The sequence below is a fragment of the Cellvibrio sp. ATLC23 genome (assembly GCF_057196725.1).
Genome location: NZ_JBXUOS010000004.1, coordinates 116,663 through 137,444, shown reverse-complemented (window position 1 = coordinate 137,444; position 20,782 = coordinate 116,663). Strand labels below are relative to the sequence as shown.

General features: G+C 44.2%; 13 protein-coding genes. 2 read left to right on the top strand and 11 right to left on the bottom strand.

Annotation, left to right across the window (positions count from 1 at the left end):
• Nucleotides 1-42: 42 nt before the first annotated feature.
• The 7 genes from AC2CG4_RS08320 to glgC form a co-directional block, all read right to left on the bottom strand.
• Entirely contained in the window at nucleotides 43-1,572 is a 1,530-nt protein-coding gene (locus AC2CG4_RS08320) for a sensor histidine kinase (RefSeq protein WP_484485812.1), read from the bottom strand.
• Nucleotides 1,572-3,023: a TrkH family potassium uptake protein gene (locus AC2CG4_RS08315; RefSeq protein WP_484485811.1), complete on the bottom strand. Its 1,452-nt coding sequence runs from the start codon at nucleotides 3,021-3,023 to the stop codon at nucleotides 1,572-1,574. Before AC2CG4_RS08315 ends, AC2CG4_RS08320 begins: the two co-directional genes overlap by 1 nt.
• Nucleotides 3,024-3,167: 144 nt before the next feature.
• Nucleotides 3,168-6,266, bottom strand: a complete 3,099-nt coding sequence (locus tag AC2CG4_RS08310) for a phosphorylase b kinase regulatory subunit alpha/beta (protein ID WP_484485810.1) — start codon at nucleotides 6,264-6,266, stop codon at nucleotides 3,168-3,170.
• Between the two features lie 206 nt (nucleotides 6,267-6,472).
• Entirely contained in the window at nucleotides 6,473-6,835 is a 363-nt protein-coding gene (locus AC2CG4_RS08305) for a hypothetical protein (RefSeq protein ID WP_484485809.1), read from the bottom strand.
• A 58-nt stretch (nucleotides 6,836-6,893) separates the two neighbouring features.
• Nucleotides 6,894-8,408 carry a 4-alpha-glucanotransferase gene (malQ, locus tag AC2CG4_RS08300; protein WP_484485808.1) on the bottom strand — a complete coding sequence of 505 codons (1,515 nt, stop codon included), beginning with the start codon at nucleotides 8,406-8,408 and terminating at the stop codon, nucleotides 6,894-6,896.
• A 63-nt stretch (nucleotides 8,409-8,471) separates the two neighbouring features.
• Nucleotides 8,472-10,202, bottom strand: coding sequence for a glycoside hydrolase family 57 protein (locus AC2CG4_RS08295; RefSeq protein ID WP_484485807.1), 1,731 nt, complete (start codon nucleotides 10,200-10,202; stop codon nucleotides 8,472-8,474).
• Nucleotides 10,195-11,460 carry a glucose-1-phosphate adenylyltransferase gene (gene glgC / locus AC2CG4_RS08290; protein WP_484485806.1) on the bottom strand — a complete coding sequence of 422 codons (1,266 nt, stop codon included), beginning with the start codon at nucleotides 11,458-11,460 and terminating at the stop codon, nucleotides 10,195-10,197. The genes AC2CG4_RS08295 and glgC overlap by 8 nt, the downstream gene beginning before the upstream one ends.
• A gap of 374 nt (nucleotides 11,461-11,834) precedes the next feature.
• On the opposite strand from glgC, the gene glgB reads away from it, so the two are divergent.
• Together glgB and glgA are read left to right on the top strand one after the other, a co-directional pair.
• On the top strand, nucleotides 11,835-14,042 hold the full coding sequence (glgB, locus tag AC2CG4_RS08285) for a 1,4-alpha-glucan branching protein GlgB (protein WP_484485805.1): 2,208 nt from the start codon (nucleotides 11,835-11,837) through the stop codon (nucleotides 14,040-14,042).
• A gap of 23 nt (nucleotides 14,043-14,065) precedes the next feature.
• Nucleotides 14,066-15,514 carry a glycogen synthase GlgA gene (glgA, locus tag AC2CG4_RS08280; protein ID WP_484485804.1) on the top strand — a complete coding sequence of 483 codons (1,449 nt, stop codon included), beginning with the start codon at nucleotides 14,066-14,068 and terminating at the stop codon, nucleotides 15,512-15,514.
• 52 nt (nucleotides 15,515-15,566) lie between these two features.
• Here the strand turns inward: glgA and AC2CG4_RS08275 are convergent, their stop codons facing one another.
• The 4 genes from AC2CG4_RS08275 to AC2CG4_RS08260 are packed head-to-tail and all read right to left on the bottom strand — an operon-like array spanning nucleotide 15,567 to nucleotide 20,639.
• Nucleotides 15,567-17,180 carry an ABC transporter ATP-binding protein gene (locus tag AC2CG4_RS08275; protein ID WP_484485803.1) on the bottom strand — a complete coding sequence of 538 codons (1,614 nt, stop codon included), beginning with the start codon at nucleotides 17,178-17,180 and terminating at the stop codon, nucleotides 15,567-15,569.
• Between the two features lie 3 nt (nucleotides 17,181-17,183).
• Nucleotides 17,184-18,074, bottom strand: coding sequence for an ABC transporter permease (locus AC2CG4_RS08270; protein WP_484485802.1), 891 nt, complete (start codon nucleotides 18,072-18,074; stop codon nucleotides 17,184-17,186).
• 2 nt (nucleotides 18,075-18,076) lie between these two features.
• Nucleotides 18,077-19,012: an ABC transporter permease gene (locus tag AC2CG4_RS08265; protein ID WP_484485801.1), complete on the bottom strand. Its 936-nt coding sequence runs from the start codon at nucleotides 19,010-19,012 to the stop codon at nucleotides 18,077-18,079.
• Between the two features lie 7 nt (nucleotides 19,013-19,019).
• Entirely contained in the window at nucleotides 19,020-20,639 is a 1,620-nt protein-coding gene (locus tag AC2CG4_RS08260) for a peptide ABC transporter substrate-binding protein (RefSeq protein WP_484485800.1), read from the bottom strand.
• Nucleotides 20,640-20,782 lie beyond the last annotated feature (143 nt).

Below are 20,782 nucleotides of genomic sequence, written 5' to 3'. Positions count from 1 at the left end.
AACAGCAACAGTTTGTGCCTGTGTTATATCCCTGTTAAATCTCTATTCTTCTGATTGTGGGAGTTCTTGTTGTTCCTGCTGTTGATTAATGGGTAACTCTATACGCACACAACACCCAGGATTACTTCTATCGCCAAGCCGCTTGGGATTTGCATGAATACTGACTTTTCCACCGTGAGCCATAATCATCCCCTGGCAGATCGTCAAGCCGAGACCGCTACCTGATTTTCGCCGATCACCTTTTTCCGCAGTGTGAAAACGCTCAAATACTTTTTCCCGCTCCGCTTCAGGAATGCCGGTACCTTTGTCGAAGATATTGATTACCACGAAGTCATTTTCTTTTTTGCACTCGATATCAATGCTGGCATTAATTGGAGAAAACTTAATGGCGTTATCGATCACATTGAAAATGGCCTGCTCCAATAATGCGGCGTGAACATAAAGTGAAGGCAAGTTTGAATCTATATCTTCCGTTAAATAATGGTTAAGAAGCAGGGGCTTTAAACGCTTTTTCACTACGCTCATGATTTCTTCCAAGCTGACCCAATCGCACTCAAGGTGCAACTGGCCAAATCCGAGCTTAGTCATATCCAGCAAATTTTGAGTATATCGATTGAGGCGTTCAGCCTCCTCGAGAACTGTACTCAACAATTCCCGCGTCTGTTGTTTATCCAGATGTTCGCCAAGCTCAATAACCGTTGAGGTTGCGCCTATCATAGTTGTCAGGGGTGTGCGAAAGTCGTGCGAGACTGAAGAGAGCAGTGCGGAGCGCAGTAATTCATTTTCTTTGGCGATTTTTTCTTTCTCCAGGTCTGCCGCCAAGCGCGTACGCTCTAACGATATATTCACCTGATGTAAGAGCAGTAGAAAAATATCCTCCGGCAAGTCCTGAATATTCTCAGTTGTAATCCGGAGCAAACCTATTACTTGTTTGGAATTATAGAGAAAATAGACATTGTGTTCCTCTTCGAGCTGGGGAATTTCAGTAATCACTTCCGGCGTTAAACGAAGCTCCAGCAACTCCTCCAAATAAGTTTTGCGCAAATTGCTCAAACGACGAATCATAGGGTGTGTGGCCCAACTATCGCCATGGGTAATCAATACACAGTTTTCATGCCAGGGTTTGAGCGCGTCGCGCATTGCGGCGATCACATCTTGCGTATCGATGGCCTTGGGCAATCGCTCTAACAACTCCAACTCAATATCTGTCATAAATTCGCGCATACGAATTTTTTGTATATTGCGTTTATGTTTGGTGGCCATATAGCCAACCAATATTGAGGTGAGCAAAAATAATAGAACAGTGAGCAGGTCTTCATCGCTATGAATCATAATTGACCCATAGGGTTCTGCAAAAAAGAAACTAAAAGCGAAAAAACTGGAGAGTGCGTTAATAATCGCCAATTCTACGGTGACATTGATCGCAATAAAAACGACCATCACTATATACAACAATGGCACATTGGCTTTGGGCAAATAATCAGTAATTAAAAACGCAAGCGGTGTTAGCAGCCAGGGAAATAAAATTCCAAAAGGGTAGGCAAACTTGCGTAAGACTTTTTCAGTGTTCATTAAGCGCGCCAAAATGCGGGAGTGAACAGCACAAGAATAGTTAAAAACTCCAAGCGCCCAAGTAACATACCAGCAGAAAGAGCCCATTTGGCGACATCATCAAGACTGGAAAAATTCCCCGCAGGACCGATAACCGGGCCTAGGCCGGGCCCTACATTCATTACTGCAGTGGTGGCGCCGGTAAAACTGGTGAGTAAATCTAAACCTGTTAATGCCAAGATAACCGCAATAACAATCAGGCACGCGGCCATTAAAAACATATACGAAATTGACGATGCAATAATTTCAGAACTAATGAGACGATTATTATAGCGACGACTAATAATTGCCCGCGGGTGAATCGCGGTCATAACTTGCTCTTTCACCAGACCACCGAATATTTGTAAACGGAATACTTTAATGCCACCAGTAGTTGATCCGGAACAGCCGCCAATAAAAGTTACAAAGAAAAAAATAATCAATGCAAACGAACCCCACAACTGATAATCACCCGATGAAAACCCAGTGGTGGTTATAATGGACACAAGATTAAAACACGCCATTGTTAAGGCTCTAAACGGGTCCATTTGCCCACTAATAATCAGTTGTGCCGTTAATGCAGCTGTAGTCATAGCAACAGCCCACAATAATCCTCGCACTTGGGTATCTTTAAATACAATAAAACGCCTATTGATCAATAGGCGCACAAACAATACAAAAGGAAATGCTCCTGCAAGCATAAACACAATCGCAATCCAATGTATTAACAGGCTGTCGAATTGGCCAAATGAACTATCTGATGTTGAAAACCCGCCGGTCGCGACAGTCGTCATTGCATGATTGACTGCATTAAAAAAATCCATGCCGGCGAGCCAATAGCAGAAACAGCAAAGAACCGATAGGGCGAGATAACAATAGATAATCATCGCCATCAGGCTCTGTGCGCGTGGCATCGCTTTGTCAGACCAGTCGGACGATTCGGTTTTAAACAGGCGCATACCGCCCACGCGCAAAAATGGCAATATCGCAATAGCCATCCCAATGATGCCGACACCACCAATCCAATTCAGTATCGAACGCCATAGCAAAATATCTTTCGGGAGTGAATCCAGCCCCGCCATGACTGACGAGCCGGTAGAGGTAACGCCAGAGACTGCTTCAAATACTGCATCAGCAAGCGTGAGCGGTTGATCAATGAGGATAAAGGGGAGGGCGCTAAAAAGAGATACTCCCGTCCAGGCACAGGTTGTAATCAAAAATACCTGCCGGGGCTGCATAAAATCCAGACGGGATTTTTTGCCGATCAGCAAAAAGCCTATGCCACTCAAGCTGGTGATGGTTGCAGAGGAAAAAAAAGCGAGTTGGTTATCACTGTTGTACGTAATGGAAAGTGCCAATGGCACCAACATAAATAAAGCGAGGATGTTCAGGATTGCGCCCAGAATCAGCAGCGTAGGCCCTAATAGTTTCATAGTACTCAACTTATGCGAAAGAGGCGTCAAAAAAGGAATTGCCCGCATTCTAAACGCTACGTTAGCAGGAGCCTATGGGTGAGTGGTATATATTTCGTAAAACACCTAAAGACGCCCCCCTAAGGGCGTCTACCTAGCACCAGATCAATAGGGTTGGGTGATATCGGCATAAATAAGCGTTACATAGAGATTCACAATATGGGGGGATTGCTGCATAAAAACGGTTAGATCGGTCTCTATACCTACAAAACTCATCTGCGCCCTACGCTCACTCATATAACGTTTCGCTGCACACTCAAGTATTTCACGAAAAACAACCGGCTTCTGGAACCGGACTTGCGGGTTATTAATACAGAATTGAGTATAGGCATAGAGAGCTTCTACCACAGCACTTTTATAATAAGCGGGGTAGAGCTGATGAGTTAGCTGATCGACAAGATGGGCAAAGCTTTCTTCACCAGGCGTCATTGATTGACGAATAGTTTTGCAATCTAAATGAAAGCTTCCACCGCTGGTATTGCCAAACACCAGCGACTGGGAAAACATCAAGCTATGCCAAATATCTTTGAGGAAGTTTGCATCGAAATGAGTAATCAGTCCTCGCGCGGTACGCCACTCCAACCAGTCGGTATCCATAGCATCGGACAATACAGGATTTTCATCCTCAGAATTGTCATTATGATGAATTTTATAAGGCGTAACATGGTTAATACCCTGCGAAAAAACTTTTTTTCGCGAGGTCAAAATAGAACGGATTTTTTTGTATAGTTTTGCCGGAGATTGCAGGCCCAACCACTCAAGCATGCTGACATCCTCAGCCTCACCTTTATCCATTGAGCACAACAACATAAAGTTACGCAATTGCACTGAATGCAAGCCATTAAATAAACTGGGTTCGGCACGAATTAATGAACCGATTGCAGAGATTAGTTCCTGCACCAATGTGCGTTCAAGTAAATCAGGGAAAAGTTGCCGCACGCTTTCAAAATAAGTGACATTTGAAAAGGACTGGTCAACTTTGATTTCTGTGTGATTGTTGTCACCTACAGTAATGGTCAAGTTGCGTGCAGCAAGCAGAGTCAAACTGTCGGCAAGATCCGTTAAGGTGTAATTTAACTGCGAAAAACAAAAACGTGATAACAGCCAATAATTTACTTTTTGCGAGCGCAAGAAAAAATCGCGAATTAAATCCTTTACCGTAACCTCCGCTCCGTTGACACCGATGTTGTCAGAAAGCTTACGCCCTTTAACATAGAGGGAAAATTTTCGGTAAGTAATGATATCGCTTTCAGTATAAAAATTTTCCAACATGGCGGCAGCTATTGGCTCTAACTGATCCGGTTGCAGGGCACCCTCATCTGACACCACAGAAAGCATCTGTTGGTTCATCGAAGGAACATGAAAGTAGGGGATAGTTAAACTATTTACCCGTGACGCTCGATAAGCAAGATTAGCGGAAGCATAACCGACATATTCCTGCTCTGTGCGTAACTGGTAAGCGCGTAAGGCGGCAAACAACAGCTCTGCATTGGGCACTTTATATAAACGATGATCCATCATTAATGTGAACACAGCCACTTCCGAGCTGAGCCAGTTTTTATAAATAAATTGAATTTCTTGCGTTAAACTTTCGATTACCCACTGCGCGTCATAACGGCGATAATCTTCGCGCTCGCTCTGCAGCCATGACAGGCTTAAATACACTTTGTTGTTGATTTCATAAGTCTGGGATGTCGCCAAACTTTGGACGCGGCGGCGCGGGCGCCCAGTTAATCCTAAAGATTTATTTTCACCCACATGTGCATAAGTTTCCATCAAACTAGAAGCCGATAGCACGCTCATGGGTTTAATATCTTGCAAGCTTTCGGCAATCACACCATGCTTGGCTAAATGTTGCTTAATCGCCTCATTTTCCGCCAAGACAACAAGCGCTATATTGGATTTTATAAAGCGGGTAGAGCGACGACGCATTTTCAATGGGTCCAAGTCATCCGCGCGCACTAATCCTTCATCCAGCATTAGCCCTGTCAAATATAAACTTTGCGCCCAAACCAAAGGCACATTTTCATTCGGTACCCGAGCTTGAGAACGAGGATTTTTCTTTTCCGCTTCAACATTTTCTAACGGCAAATAATACAGCTCTGGCAATAAACCTATGCCATCGACATGTACCATTAAAGATTCTAGCTTTTTGCGGTAATGTTTTGCCGTGGCGTCGCTTCCATCAAATAATGCTGTGATATAGAGATAGGTAAAAAATAACGGCCATTCGGACTCCACATTTTCAAAATTACCTAATTCGTCATGCTCGTAATAAATACGTGAACTTTCCTCCAGAACGGTTTGGTGACCATCCCATAAAAATCGTTTACAGCCATAATTTCCGCCGAGCTTGGTTAGCACTGTATCGCGCGTTTGGGTTGCGAGAGTTTCTTTGCCTACTGCAAAGGCAGGGAAACCAATAATGCTGAGCAACGCACTGTCTGTTTCTTTAGAAAGGGATTCACGCGGCAGGAGCGAGGCGAGGGTGGTTCTAGCCAAAGATATAGCATCGGCGATTACGTGGATCACCGCCCTTTTGTCGCCATGCTTGCCAAATAGATTAAAGCCGTCCAAGGCTTGCAGTGCGGCCTTGGCCATACCCACTGAGCTGGCGTTAATTTCAGTTTTACCATTGTTGACCTTATTGCCGCGCTCCCAAATACCATAGTCCGGTGTTCTGTAGGCACTGGCGATGTAATAAACCAGGTTTTGGACAAAATCGACTTCATCATGAGTGCACACGATGCGTAAGCCAGATGCGCTCATCTGAGCCAACATCAGTAGAAACACAGAGGTTGCATCTATTTGGAGGTGCCCCCAGGCGTCATCAGCCACCACCGGCAAACCGGTAGCCGTGTCATATTTGGCGTGCAGGGCATCACCGTTTTTTAGCGAGTGCTTAAACTTTTCCACTTTATGCGCCTGACGCATCATGGATTGCAAAAGACCACGCATCAGTTTGATAGTGGCCTGTTTTAATTTATCGCTCTTGTGGTCTTCACCTTGGTGCTCAAGTGCCATGCCCAAGGTCCACACGCTCACAATGGAATAGACGTTATCGCGTACCCATGCGTCGGTGTAATCACCGTGATTGTTAATCGCTGTGCTGGCTGGAAGCAACCCGGTAACCGGGTGCTGTTTGCTGAGGATGACTGTTTCGACTTCAGCGTATAAACGCTCTAACAGTTGTTTGTGCTTCATAGAGCAATTGCCACCAATAGAATTGAACCATTAGCTTGTTTGAGAAACAAAAGAGGAAATTATGAACTGAGGTAAGCCATTGATAATTATAGGATAGGCAATTTAACATAATATACATTATGCGCAATTATCCTTAGGGGCTTCCTCAGTAAATCTCCTCCCTGGAATTCAACCAATCCGTTAATACATACTCTTGTCATAATGACTCAAGCGCTGGCAACCATACCAAACAATTCACTTTCCTGTGGGGTTTCTGGTGATGCGCGTAGCAATTCCGTTAATTGATTGCCCGCATCTTCATCCAGCGTATCTAGCTCAACACCAAATCCATGATCTGTGGTGTGGATAACTATTGAATCAAATCGATAACGTTGCAATTTTTGTGCGCTGCGATACACCAGGATTTCGATACCTAGTTGTTGCAACGGCTTCACATCTACCAAATCTGACTCGATATATAAACCATAGCGAGTACCATCTTTAATACGACCTATGGCTACAGGGACTTCGTAACGATAAATCAAAATTTTAATATCGGCTGTATAGCGCGCGCTGCATCTATGTTCCATAGCGGTTCCTACATAAAGTTGAGTGATATTGTTCTATAACGTTTGGCTTACAGCGCAGCTAGCTCAAACGGTTATAGGCTGCTAACAAATGCCGAATACGCTCGGCAAGTGTGGGTTCAACTTGATCCCACGAAAACGTCCACACCCAATTTTTATCCGTTGTACCGGGCATATTCATCCTGTGCCCTCCATCCAATTCCAAAAAATCTTGCATGGGGATAATGGCCATGCGCCCTACCGATGCCAACGCCGTTTCAATTAGCAGCCAAGGCATTTCATCGGCAGAATTGAAACAATATTGTTTTACTTGTTGCCGATTCTCGTCCGATAAACTTTCGTACCAGCCAACGGTTGTATCGTTATCATGAGTGCCGGTATAGATCACATCACTGCGGATATGGTTGTGCGGTAGGTGTGGATTGTTGGTGTTGCCATCAAACGCGAATTGCAATACCAGCATGCCGGGCAATTCAAACTGATTGCGCAGCGCCTCGACTTCATCAGTAATCACGCCGAGATTTTCTGCTACTAAAGGCAACCCTGGATAAGCAGCAAAACAGGCCCTCAAAAAAGCCTCGCCTGGCGCTTTGACCCATTTGCCCAAGCGGGCATCATGGCTATTGCCCGGAATTTCCCAATAGGCTTCAAAGCCACGAAAGTGATCAATGCGAATCAAATCAAACAATTGCAACTGCGTACGTAACCTCGACAACCACCACTGGAAACCATCTGCAGCCATTACATCCCAGGCATAATGTGGATTACCCCAATGTTGTCCCGTTTCAGAAAAATAATCTGGCGGAACACCCGCTACCGTAAGGGGATTACCATCTTCGTCTAATTGAAAGTAATGCTGCTCTGCCCACACATCCGCACTATCATGACCAACAAAGATTGGCATATCGCCAAACAAACTAACGCCCTGTTGATTTGCATAAGTCTTTAATGCTTGCCACTGGCTAAAAAAAGCAAATTGCTCAAACAATACAGTATCAATTATCGATTGAAGCTGGATGCGAATTTCCGCCAATGCATCTTCATTTCGCTTACGCAGTTCAACTGGCCATGTTGTCCATGATGAACCTTTAAATTCAACACGCAATGCACTGAACAATGCAAAATCATCTAACCAATAATGTTGTTGTGAACAAAAATTCTGAAATTGTTGCCGAGTAGCAGCGCCCTCAACGCTTTTCAGATATTGAAAAAAAGAAACTGCGCACTGTTGGCGTGCATAAGGCAAAGAATTTTCACTAACTAGCTGCACATCTGCTGATGTTATCCAGCCTTTTTCCAATAGTAAGTCAAGACTAATCAAGTCAGGATTTCCAGCATGTGCTGAAATAGATTGATAAGGTGACATATCTGCCTGTGTCGGCCCAGTAGGCAGCATTTGCCAGATCGTCAGCCCCGCACGGGCAATAAGATCTATAAAATGATAGGCGTCTTTTCCTAAAGTGCCGAATGCTTTTTTGCCATTTTTTTTCCAGCAAGTTTCTGAACAAGGCAGCGAGGTAGGATGCAGCAAAACACCAGCTGTACGTCGTTGAAAAAGTGGTGATTTATCTGCCATTAACGCCCTTCCCTTTCTATTATTTCGGAAAAATGTTTTATCTTAACAAGACCACTGGAGACTTTAATTTGAGTGACCTTGTCGCATTACACCACCCGTCGCTGGATCACCTCCACCAATACTGATCACTTCGTGCAAATAGGCAGGTGTGGGCTGTTCAATAAGTGAGTATAAATTCATTAAGTGACGACGAAATAGGTATTCAAAATCACCAACACTTTGGGCTGGATTGTAATCACCAAACCACCAAAACCAATCAGACCCCTCGCAAAGGGCCAATTGTTTTTCAATTTGTGCTAACTGTACTGCAGAAAAACTACGTTTAGTAAGAACAAGATCTACCTGCTGTTTAGCATCGCAAAGCATGTCCCATCCACGATTTTTATCTTTGTCACCAATCCAGGTAGAAAAGCTGCCATAGACCCAGCTGCCCGCTACCAGGTGCGGCATAGCGACAGGCGTTGGCTGTTGTTGATCAAGTACTTCACTGTAGGTGGCAAGTTCAAGTTGTGGATGAGTCGTTAAACGCTCGTAAAGAGTGTGGAGAAAATGATAAGCATTTTCAGGGAAATATTCCCAAGCATTTTCGCCGTCCATGATCACAGAAATTACAGTGTTTTTTGTATCTTTACTGGCATTGGCAATATGCACCATGTGATTAAGTAAATCACCGACGGCATCATCGGAATGCCATGTGGCGTATTTAAATCCGATCAAATCAGACAATCCATCGTCGCGAAAAAATGTATTGATTTTCACCTTGGCAAATTCATAAGCACGATGCAGTGATTGATTATCTTTATGGATCTGCTCCGCAACGCCTTTATTTTCTGGTGCGCGCAAACTGTTGTGTAACACAGAGTCTCCGGTTGCAGCCCAATCAAATTTTGCTTCATGCAGCAGTTTTAAGGTTTCATCACTCAATGAACCTTCTGATGCCCAACACCCGCGTGGGCGCATGCCAAAATATTGTTCAAAAGTTTTAAATCCTTCATGTAGATGCCATTTGGCGCGATTGCGTCCATCTGGATAAAAAGCAGCATTTGGCAGGCTGACCTCTGGCATTGCTTCTTTCGCGCTATTTAAATCGATTAACAATGGAATAATTGGATGTGCATAGGGGCTCATACAGAGCTCAATTTGACCCGTTTCTGCAAGCTTGCGGTAACGCGGCCCAATTGAAGCAATCAGCTCACCAATAATGCCAAGTAGTTCCCGGCGATCTTCTAAAGAGAAGTTACGCTCTTTTTTTTGCAAACGCTGAATTCGCTCATCACTACGACGTGGAATTTCCGCTAACCAACTGATGTGATACCAGACCCCCAAATCAATTAAAAATTGTTCATTCAAATAACGACTGATAAACGGCTTTTCATCAAAGGCACCAACGACATTCGCAAGCTCACTATAAGCGGGAAAACGTTCAATCATGCGCTCACGATTTGCGCGTAGATATTTTTTTGCAAGATCAGAAAATGCCATAGTCCCCGGTGCTGGTAACACCGGTTCAACTAATGAGGCGAGTACAGCATCTTTAATTTTTTTACTTTGATCGCTTAAATGCGCAGCAATTTGCTGCGCATAATCATCCAACTGCTCCAATAAAATCGGAGCGAAATTCACTACCGCCTTAGCAGCTGGCTGCGCTTCGATGTGCGCAGCCATATCAACGTAGTCTTTAATAGCGTGAAGATAAGTCCAAGGAAAATAATACTCTCCCGTCATAATGTCGCGATAGTCAGGCTGATGCATATGCCAGAGAAAAACGACCTTCGTTTTGCCATTATTAACCATTGATTTCATCCTGTCCTAACATGTCGGGGGTTACTAGCACTACACCTTTCGGAGACACGTGGAAACGTTTTTTATCCTCTTCCAAATCATAACCAATGATGGTGCCCTCGGGGATCTTACAGCGCCGATCAATCAGTGCCTTGCGAATTTTGCAGCGGCGCCCTACTTCAACGGTCGGGAACAAAACTGAGTCTTCAATTTCGCAATAGGAGTGTACGCGCACACGCGGGAACAGTAATGAATGCTTAATAGCAGAGCCGGAAATAATACAGCCGCCCGCGATTAATGAATCAACCGCATAACCGCGACGGCCATCATCATTAAAAACAAATTTTGCTGGCGCAACTTGTTCTTGATAAGTCCAAATTGGCCATTCGGCATCGTATAAATCCAATTCAGGGGTGATTCCGGTCAATTCAAGATTAGCCTCCCAAAGTGAGTCGACTGTGCCGACATCGCGCCAATAAGCATCGCCACCGGAGACTGGATCGCGAAAAGGAAACGCCGTAACACGATGAGATTTAATCATTGAAGGGATAATATCTTTGCCAAAATCGTGCGAAGAGTTGGGGTTATCGCGATCCTTTAATAACTCGCGGAACAACACTTTGGTGCTAAACACATAAATGCCCATGGACGCCAGTGCTTTATCGGGCTTGCCTGGCATAGGCTCTGGATTCGCAGGTTTTTCTGTAAATTTTACAATTTTATAATCCTTATCCATGTCCATCACACCAAAAGCATGTGCAATTTCCAAGGGCACCTCAATACATCCAACGGTAATATCTGCACCGCGCTCAACATGCGCCGCAATCATGGTGCCGTAGTCCATTTTATATACATGATCACCAGCAAGAATTAAGACATACTCAGGATTATGGCGGCGAATGATATCAATATTCTGTAAAACTGCATCCGCGGTACCCGCATACCAAGACTCACTCAACCGTTGTTGCGCAGGCAGCAATTCAACGAACTCGCCCAACTCGCCCCCCAGAAAACCCCAGCCGCGCTGTACATGCCTATCTAAAGAGTGCGACTTGTATTGCGTCAATACGCTGATGCGACGAATACCAGAATTAACACAATTAGAGAGTGGAAAATCGATGATCCGAAATTTACCACCAAAATGCACAGCAGGCTTTGCGCGCCAATCAGTTAGTTGATGTAGCCGAGAGCCTCGCCCACCGGCAAGAATAATGGCTAATGTTTCTCTTGTAAGACGGCTAACAAAACGCCCAGATGTTGGTTTACTCATTACTACGTATTCCTTATAGCGATTGTGTCTGAATGATGAATTTTCTGTGAATGCTATGCTTAGATAAGAGCAATATCAGTGCCAATAAATTAATTGAGATCTAACTCGATGCATGCGAGCATTTTTTTGTTCATTGATAATACTATTTATGCTCGTTTTAAATGCAAAACAAAGTGTAGCCTCAAGTTTGGCATTGAACCTGCAAATATTTTTAATTGAAAAGTTTTTTTGTAAAAAAATGGTGCAACAAAAATAACAGATACTCGTTAAGCTAGTAGAGCTTAGCGATATTACGTTTTTATGTAGCCCAAAAGTGTGCATGAACAAAAAAGTGAAAATTCACGCGCCAAAATAATCATTTAGGAATCGATTGAATGTTAACTGTGAAACAGGACAGCCCCTTATCTCACGAGATGTTGCGCATCATAACTGCAACCCATCACGATCCTTTCGAAGTACTTGGGCGCCACTCGCTTGGCGCTCAAGCGACAGCCACGGCCGATACGCTAGTGCGGGCATATCTTCCTGGCGCGCGCACAGCAGCTCTCTTGACCAATGCAGAACAGCTATCTCTAAATCGGGTAGAGGGCACTGATTTTTTTGAATGGTATGGGCTGGGAAAAATTCTTCCAATGCATTACCAACTGCAATGGACTGATCGCCACAATCAAACGCGGACCGAATTCGACCCTTATTCTTTTGCACCACAATTGGGCGATATCGATATACACCTGTTCGCGGAAGGTCAACATTGGAACATCTACCAACACTTGGGGGCGCACCCTCGCACAGTTAACGGTATTGATGGTGTGTTATTTGCCACTTGGGCACCCAATGCTGAACGCATTAGTGTTGTGGGTGACTTTAATGATTGGGATGGACGCCACCACCCTTTGCGCGTCCGTGGCGGCAGCGGATTGTGGGAGGTATTTATCCCCGGCATTAATGCTGGGGCCTTATACAAATTTGAAATTCGTAATCGCGCGACCGGCGCAGTATTCCTTAAATCAGACCCCTATGGTCAGGCGTTTGAATTGCGTCCGTTGACCGGGTCGATTGTCAAAGCCCCATCGGATTATGAATGGCAGGACAGCGACTGGATAAGTAAACGTGCAGAATGGGATTGGCAATCATCACCACTATCGGTTTACGAAATGCATCTCGGCTCTTGGCGGCGCGGCTGGGAGGGTGAATTTATGAATTATCGCGAGCTCGCGCACCAGCTCGTCGATTACGTAAAACCTCTTGGATTTACTCATATCGAAATTATGCCCGTCAGCGAACACCCCCTTGATGACTCATGGGGTTATCAAACGACCGGTTACTATGCCCCGACAAGCCGTTTTGGCACACCAGACGATTTCCGCTATTTTGTAGATTACCTCCATCGCCACAATATTGGGATTATCCTCGATTGGGTTCCCGCACACTTTCCCAAAGACGCACACGCCCTCGCGCGTTTTGATGGCTCTGCACTCTATGAACATGAAGATCCGCGTCTGGGTGAGCATCGCGACTGGGGCACCTTGATATACAACTATGGCCGCAATGAAGTACGCAATTTTTTGTTGGCTAACGCACTCTTTTGGTTAAAGGAATATCACCTCGATGGTCTACGTGTTGATGCGGTTGCCTCCATGTTGCACTTGGATTATTCGCGTGAACCGGGCGAATGGATACCCAATATTCATGGTGGCAATGAAAATCTTGAAGCTATGACGTTTTTGCAAAAACTCAACGAGGTTTGCCACGGGCAACATCCCGGCGCTTTGGTAATTGCAGAAGAGTCAACTGCCTGGCCGCAAGTCACTCGCCCAACCTGGGTCGGCGGCTTGGGGTTTTCAATGAAGTGGAATATGGGCTGGATGCACGACACCCTCGACTACATTAGCAAAGACCCAATCCATCGCCAGTATCATCACAACCAATTAACCTTTGGCATGATGTACGCCTTTACCGAAAATTTTATGCTGCCGTTTTCGCACGATGAGGTGGTACACGGCAAAGGCAGTATGATTAATAAAATGCCCGGTGACGATTGGCAAAAATTCGCCAACTTGCGCTTACTCTATACTTATCTATTTACCTACCCCGGCACTAAATTATTATTTATGGGGAGTGAATTCGCTCAGTGGAGTGAATGGGCACAAGCCCGCACACTCGATTGGAACTTATTAGACTACGCCCCGCATCAAGGCATGCATACATTGGTGAAAGATTTGAATCACTGCTACACCAGCATGCCATCACTTTATCAGCGCAATTTTCGCGGCGATGGATTTGAATGGATTGACTGTCACGACAGCACACAGTCAATTGTGAGCTATATCCGCAAAAGTGATCAAGATTTTAGTATCGTCATACTAAATTTCACCCCGGTCACTCGATCCAATTATCGGATAGGAGTACCAGTGGCCGGCACTTATCATGAGGTATTAAATTCCGATTCCAGTTTTTATGGCGGCAGTAACTGGGGCAACGCCAACCCAATTTACTCACAGCCCATCCCTTGGATGAACCACCAACAATCGCTTGAAATAAATTTGCCGCCATTGGGCGCACTAATTATTAAACTTACTTAAATTTCTCTCCAGAAGGATCACTTATGCAGAAGATTTTATTTGCAACCAGTGAGGTCTATCCACTGATTAAAACCGGAGGACTTGCCGATGTTGCGGCAAGTCTCCCGCGCGCTTTATTAAAACTGGGACAAGAAGTAAAAATATTACTTCCTGCATATACCAGTGTACTAGAAAACGCTAAAAATACTGGCATTAAAGAAATTGCCCAATTAGTTGTTGACGGCCACACCGTATCGTTAAAACAAACACGCTTACCGGGTACCAAACTCACAGTATGGTTAGTTGATGCACCGGAATTTTTTGATCGCGCCGGCAATCCCTACTGCGGCCCAGATGGTAATGACTGGCCCGATAATCACAAACGTTATTATGTGTTTGCGAAAGTTGCAGAACTCATTGCTTTGGATCAAGTAGGCTTGCAGTGGAAGCCTGACATAGTGCACTGCAACGACTGGCAAACAGGATTAATTCCAGCGCTTCTTTCATTGCACCCTCATCATCCTGCAACCGTGTTCACCATTCATAATCTTGCATATCGCGGTCTATTTTCCTACCAGGCTTTTGCGGAGCTGAATTTACCTGCTGCATTTTGGCATCATGAACGTCTGGAGTTTTATGGGAAGTTGTCCTTTATGAAGGGCGGATTGGCATTTGCTGATTTCATCACCACAGTTAGCCCAAGTTATGCGAAGGAAATTCAACAACCTGAGTTTGGTTGTGGTTTGGATGGGTTAATGCGCTACCGAAGCGATTCGCTAGCAGGCATCTTAAATGGCATTGACACAGACGAATGGAACCCTGGAAAAGACGCCCACCTTAGCTGTAATTACAACCGCCGCACACTAGCCAATAAAGCAAAAAACAAACAGGCGCTACAAGAAGAGCTTGGCCTTACCATCAATGCCGACATTCCACTACTGGGTTTTATTGGGCGTCTGGTAGACCAAAAAGGGGTAGATTTAATTCTGTCGCAAATGAAAGATTTGCTGAACCAAAACTGCCAATTGGTCATTTTAGGCAGTGGATTTCCGCACTATGAGCAAGCTTTAAAACAAATTGCTATGCAATACCCATTAAAAGTTGCAGTGACTTTGGGCTACGACGAATCTTTTGCACACCGTATTGAGGCGAGTAGCGATATCTTTCTGATGCCCTCGATTTTTGAGCCTTGCGGTCTAAATCAAATGTACAGTTTACGTTATGGCACATTGCCTGTTGTGCATGCAGTTGGAGGGTTGCGCGATACGGTTTTTGAAAATACAGATGAGACGGATTTAGCAAAAAGTAATGGATTTGTATTTGATGAAGCTACTGCCGAAAGCTTGTTTTCTGCGATTCAACGCGCGATCACCTTATTCCAACAAAAAGACCAATGGAAAAAATTGCAATTAAACGCAATGAGCAAAGATTTCTCATGGGATTCAAGCGCTAAAGAATATCAAGCAATATATACAAAAATCACATCACAATAAGTCAAACAGGTATAAGAATGGGAGCCGGAACCCGTTCTTATACCTTCTCGCTTTATAAACTGGGAATTGCCGCCAACAGCTGTCGCGTATACTCCTGTTGTGGCGAGGAAAATAATTGCTCGGTCTCCCCTTCTTCAACCACCTTCCCGTGTTGCATAACAACCACGCGATCACACAAATAACGCACAACAGACATATCGTGTGAAATAAATAACATGGTCAAATTATGTTTCCGGGTTAACTCCAAGAGTAAGCTTAGAATTTGCGCACGGATGGTTACATCTAAGGCCGACACCGGCTCATCGGCCACAATAAGTTTGGGCTTTAACGCAATTGCACGCGCGATTGCAACACGCTGACGTTGCCCACCAGAAAACTCATGTGGATATTTGCGAATAAAACGTCGGTCCAATCCAACATCATCCATTAGCTCGTTGACCTTATCCAAAACTGAGGATTTATCGGCAAGCCCATGTACTAAAAGTGGCTCAGCCAGAGTATCGAATACCGTCATGCGCGGATTTAATGACGCGTAGGGATCTTGAAAAATCATCTGAATATCGCGGCGCATAAGATTGAGATTAGCTGCGGATAAATCCAGTAAGTTTTTTTCGTTGAACAAAATCTGCCCGGATTGCGCATCCACCAATCGAACAATGCTTCTTCCCAGCGTTGATTTACCCGAACCCGACTCACCCACCAATCCTAAAATTTCACCTCTTCGAATGGTAACGCTGACATCATCCACTCCTCGTGAAAACTGCTTCTTACGACTAAACACAGAACCAGTATAAGATGCATAGCCCACCTGCAGATTTTTCACGTCGAGCAATGGTGACTCATTCGCTTTAGCTTCACTTGCAACCGGCTTGGCTGTAGTAAGAACTGCACCGAGTAGTTTTTTTGTATATTCCTGCGTTGGGTATTTAAATATAGCCTCGGTGGATCCCTGCTCTACCAATTTACCTTTTTCCATAACCAATATGTCATCGGCCATTTGCGCTGCAACGCCTAAATCATGAGTAATAAAAATTACTGCCAAATTATGGCTTTGTTGCAAGCCTTTAATCAGTGCGAGAATTTGTGCTTGAACAGTAACATCCAATGCCGTTGTTGGCTCATCGGCAATCAGTATCTCTGGCTCAGCCAGCAACGCCATTGCAATCATAACGCGCTGACGCATACCGCCAGAAAATTGATGGGGATATTCATCAACACGCATAGCAGCATCAAGAATGCCAACCTCAACTAGTGCAGCAATCGATTTTTCTCTCGCTTCTTTTTTACTAATCTTTTTATGTTGCAATAATGCCTCAATTAATTGATCGGCAATACGCATATAAGGATTCAAACAAGTCATTGGGTCTTGAAATATCATTGCTATCTTATGGCCGCGCACGTGACGCAACTCAGCCTCAGACATTTGCAATAGATCATTACCGTAAAACAGCGCGCGACCTGATTCTACTTTTCCAGGTGGTGAAGGAATTAATCCCATCAGCGCGTAACAGGCAACCGACTTGCCTGAACCTGACTCTCCCACAATGCCCAATACTTTTCCGGGCGTAAGCGAAAAACTTAAGTTTTCCACTGCAACGGTTTGGCCGTTACGCGTGTTAAACAAGACGCGCAAATTTTCTACCGCGAGTAATTTTTCGTTCACCATGATTTAATCCTTGGACGCTCGTGGATCAAGTGCATCGCGCAAACCATCACCAAGAAAATTAAGAGAAAACAAGGTAATGGTTAACACCAAGCCAGGGAATATCAGAAGCCACGGGTATTCTTCCATGGTTTCCACACCACCAGAAATTAGCGAACCCCAGGAACTTGCCGGCGGCTGAACTCCCAAGCCTAAAAAGCTTAAGAAGGATTCCAATAAAATAACGCTCGGGATAGTGAGCGTTGTGTAAACGATGACAGGGCCGAGCACATTAGGAATTAAATGCCGGGAAATAATTCGCCAAGGCGATAAGCCCATCGATATTGCGGCCTCCACAAACTCTTGTCGCTTAATAGTTAATACTTGCCCGCGAACGATGCGCGCCATAGTCAACCACTCTACCGCGCCAATAGCTAAAAATAGTAGCAACAAACTACTGCCGAAAATCACACTGAGTAGAATAATAAAAATGGTAAAAGGTAAAGCGTAGAGCGCATCAACAATTCGCATCATAATGGCATCTACCCGGCCGCCAACAAAGCCTGCAACAGAGCCCCATAAAACACCAATCGTCAGTGCAACTGCAGTTGCAATAAATCCCACCATCAATGATATGCGGCTGCCATACATGATACGTGTCAGTTGGTCGCGACCAAGAACATCTGTGCCGAGCCAGTGCGCAGCAGAAGGCGCTGAAGCACCTAAATCCAGGTTTTGCTCTTCGTAAGAATAAGGGGCAATCCAAGGGGTTAATAAGGAAACAACAATAATAATCAGTAATACTAAGAGGCTTGCCATTGCCATTTTATTTTTACGCAACCGCGCGAATGCATCTTGAGTTAACGAAGTGCCTTTTTCCAATGGTTGTGATTGAGCAGATAATTCATTATTCAACATTATTAATTTCCACCCTGAAGTTCTTGTCGCAGTTTAGGGTTTAACCACACCAGAATTATGTCGGCTAGCAGGTTAAAAATAATAATGAGCGCAGCAAAAAAGATAGTAAAACCCAAAATCATGGTGTAATCACGATTAAATGCTGCGGTAACATAAAATCGCCCCAATCCGGGTATTTGAAAAATAGATTCCACAACAAAAGAACCTGCCAACAACCCGGCAAGTGCAGGACCAAGAAATGAAATCACCGGGGTGATTCCACCACGGAATGCATGCACAAAAACAATACGCAGAGTCGATAGACCTTTTGCACGCGCAGTGCGAATGTAATCTTGCGACATAATCTCTAGCATGCCGCCCCTGCTGATGCGTGCAATATAAGCAGCATAAGCAAACCCTAAGGTAATGGATGGAAGAACTTTATCGCCAGGAATCTGCCCCCAACCTGCAACGGGAAACCACTCCAACCAAATACCAAAAACCAATAATAAAATAGGGCCCAAAACAAAAGTCGGCATACAAATCCCAATCATTGCTGCCGACATGGGCACATAGTCTTGCACCGTATTGGGTTTTAACGAAGCTAAAATTCCAGCCAAAAGCCCCACAACTAGCGCAAACACAATAGCGTAAAAAGAAAGCTCTAGTGTTGCGGGCAGCCCCGCAAGGAGCAAGTCATTGACACTATGAGCCGGATACTTAAAGGAAGGGCCGAAATCTCCTTGCAGCAGATTACCCAAATAATTGACATACTGTTTCCATAAGGGATCATCTAGATGATATTGCTCATTCAGTTTTTTCATCACCTCGGCAGATACGGCTCGATCTTTATCAAACGGCCCACCAGGTGCTGCATGCACCATAAAAAATGTTGCGGTAATCACTATCAATAAAACTGGAATCGCCTGCAGCAAGCGCTTAATAATAAAAATCAGCATGCCGACCTCATTTTTTATTAGATTCTAAATAGATATATTTATACGGATGGTAATCCATAATATTCATGTAATAACCTTTAACGTCGGTAGATAAAAGATTGTTAGTAGAATAATTGTAGATAGGAACAAACGGTGCTTCATCTACCAGTATTTGCTCCGCCTTTTGTAAGAGGTCATAACGCTTATCTCTGCTTTTGGCTGATGCAGCAGCACGAATTAGTTGGTCATAATGTACATTTGACCATCCAGTTCTATTATTGCCGCCATTTGTTATAAATATTTCCAGAAAGGTATTGGGGTCAACATAATCACCGACCCAGGCCATGCGTGCAATTTGATAATTAAGCAGCTTTTGGTTATCTAAAAATACTTTCCATTCTTGATTTTGCAGCGCGACATTGATATTGAGATTTTTTTTCCACATTTGCTGTACGGCTTGAGCAATTTTTTGATGATCCTCTGATGTGTTGTATATAAGCTCTATCGCTGGCATTCCCTCTCCATTTGGATAACCAGCATCCGCCAACAGCTTGCGCGCCATGTCTATATCGTATGTCATTCTGGCTTTTGACGTGTAACCTAATACATCTGGAGGAGTAAGCGCATAGGCTGGCAGCTGCTGTCCTTTAGTAATGTTTTTTGCGATTGACTCACGATCAACAGAATAGGCCAATGCTTTGCGTACACGTACATCATTCATAGGAGGCTTAGTGACATTGAATATATAAAAATAAGTGGCCAAGTAAGGAAAGGTAACGTATTCAGGATCATTCGCATTTTTATATTTCTCAATTTTTGCAATAGGCATCCACTCTGTTTTGTGCAACTGTCCTGCTTTAAACATACGCTCTTCAGCCAGTAATTGTTCTACGGGATAGAAGCGCATCTCCTTTAGCTTGACCGTTTTTGCATCCCAATAATATGGGTTTGGAATTACCGAAAAATATTTACCAGGTGTCCACTCACGAATAACAAAAGGGCCATTGCCGACAAAGTTTTCGGGCTTTGTCCATGTTGAATCTCGCTCATCAATAGAAGCAAATTTTTTGATCGTATTGATATGAACAGGAAACATACTGTGATGATCGAGCAACTGAAGAAAATACGGGGTAGGATTTTCCAGTTCAACCTGCAAAGTACTATCGTTCAACGCTTTAACGCCAACCTCGGAAAATTCTAATTCATGCTTAAAAAATTTCTCAGCATTCTTTAAAACGAAAAGCGACTCCACATATTCATTCGCCAATCCAGGCATTAATGCCCTATGCCACGACTGCACAAAATCATTAGCTGTTAACTTATCCCCATTGGACCATTTGGCATTCTCTCGAATATGAAAGGTATAGATTAATCCATCATCGGATATTGCCCAGTGATCAGCCACACCCGGCATAACCTCCAGCGTTTTTGGGTGCTTCGTCACTAACCCTTCAAATAGTGCCATCTGTACCCGGGACTCTGGCATTCCTGTTGTTGTGTGAGGATCAATACCCGAAATTTCAGCAGCGTTGCTTATGTGCATTATTTGCTGTTCAGTGCCAAGGTCTACCAGCCGCTTGCGCTCATTGCATCCCCAAAATGCAAGCAAGCAAACCGCAACAATAAAAAGCCGAACACTTTTTTTCATAACAAGAACACCAGATGAATGATGAAAAAATAATACTAATTGTTCCGATTGCCAGGGGAAATCGGAGACCGCATTAAAGGTCATACTACAGCATGCAGTAGTATAGATTGATATATCTACAAAAGCCTAAAAGCCTTTATTTT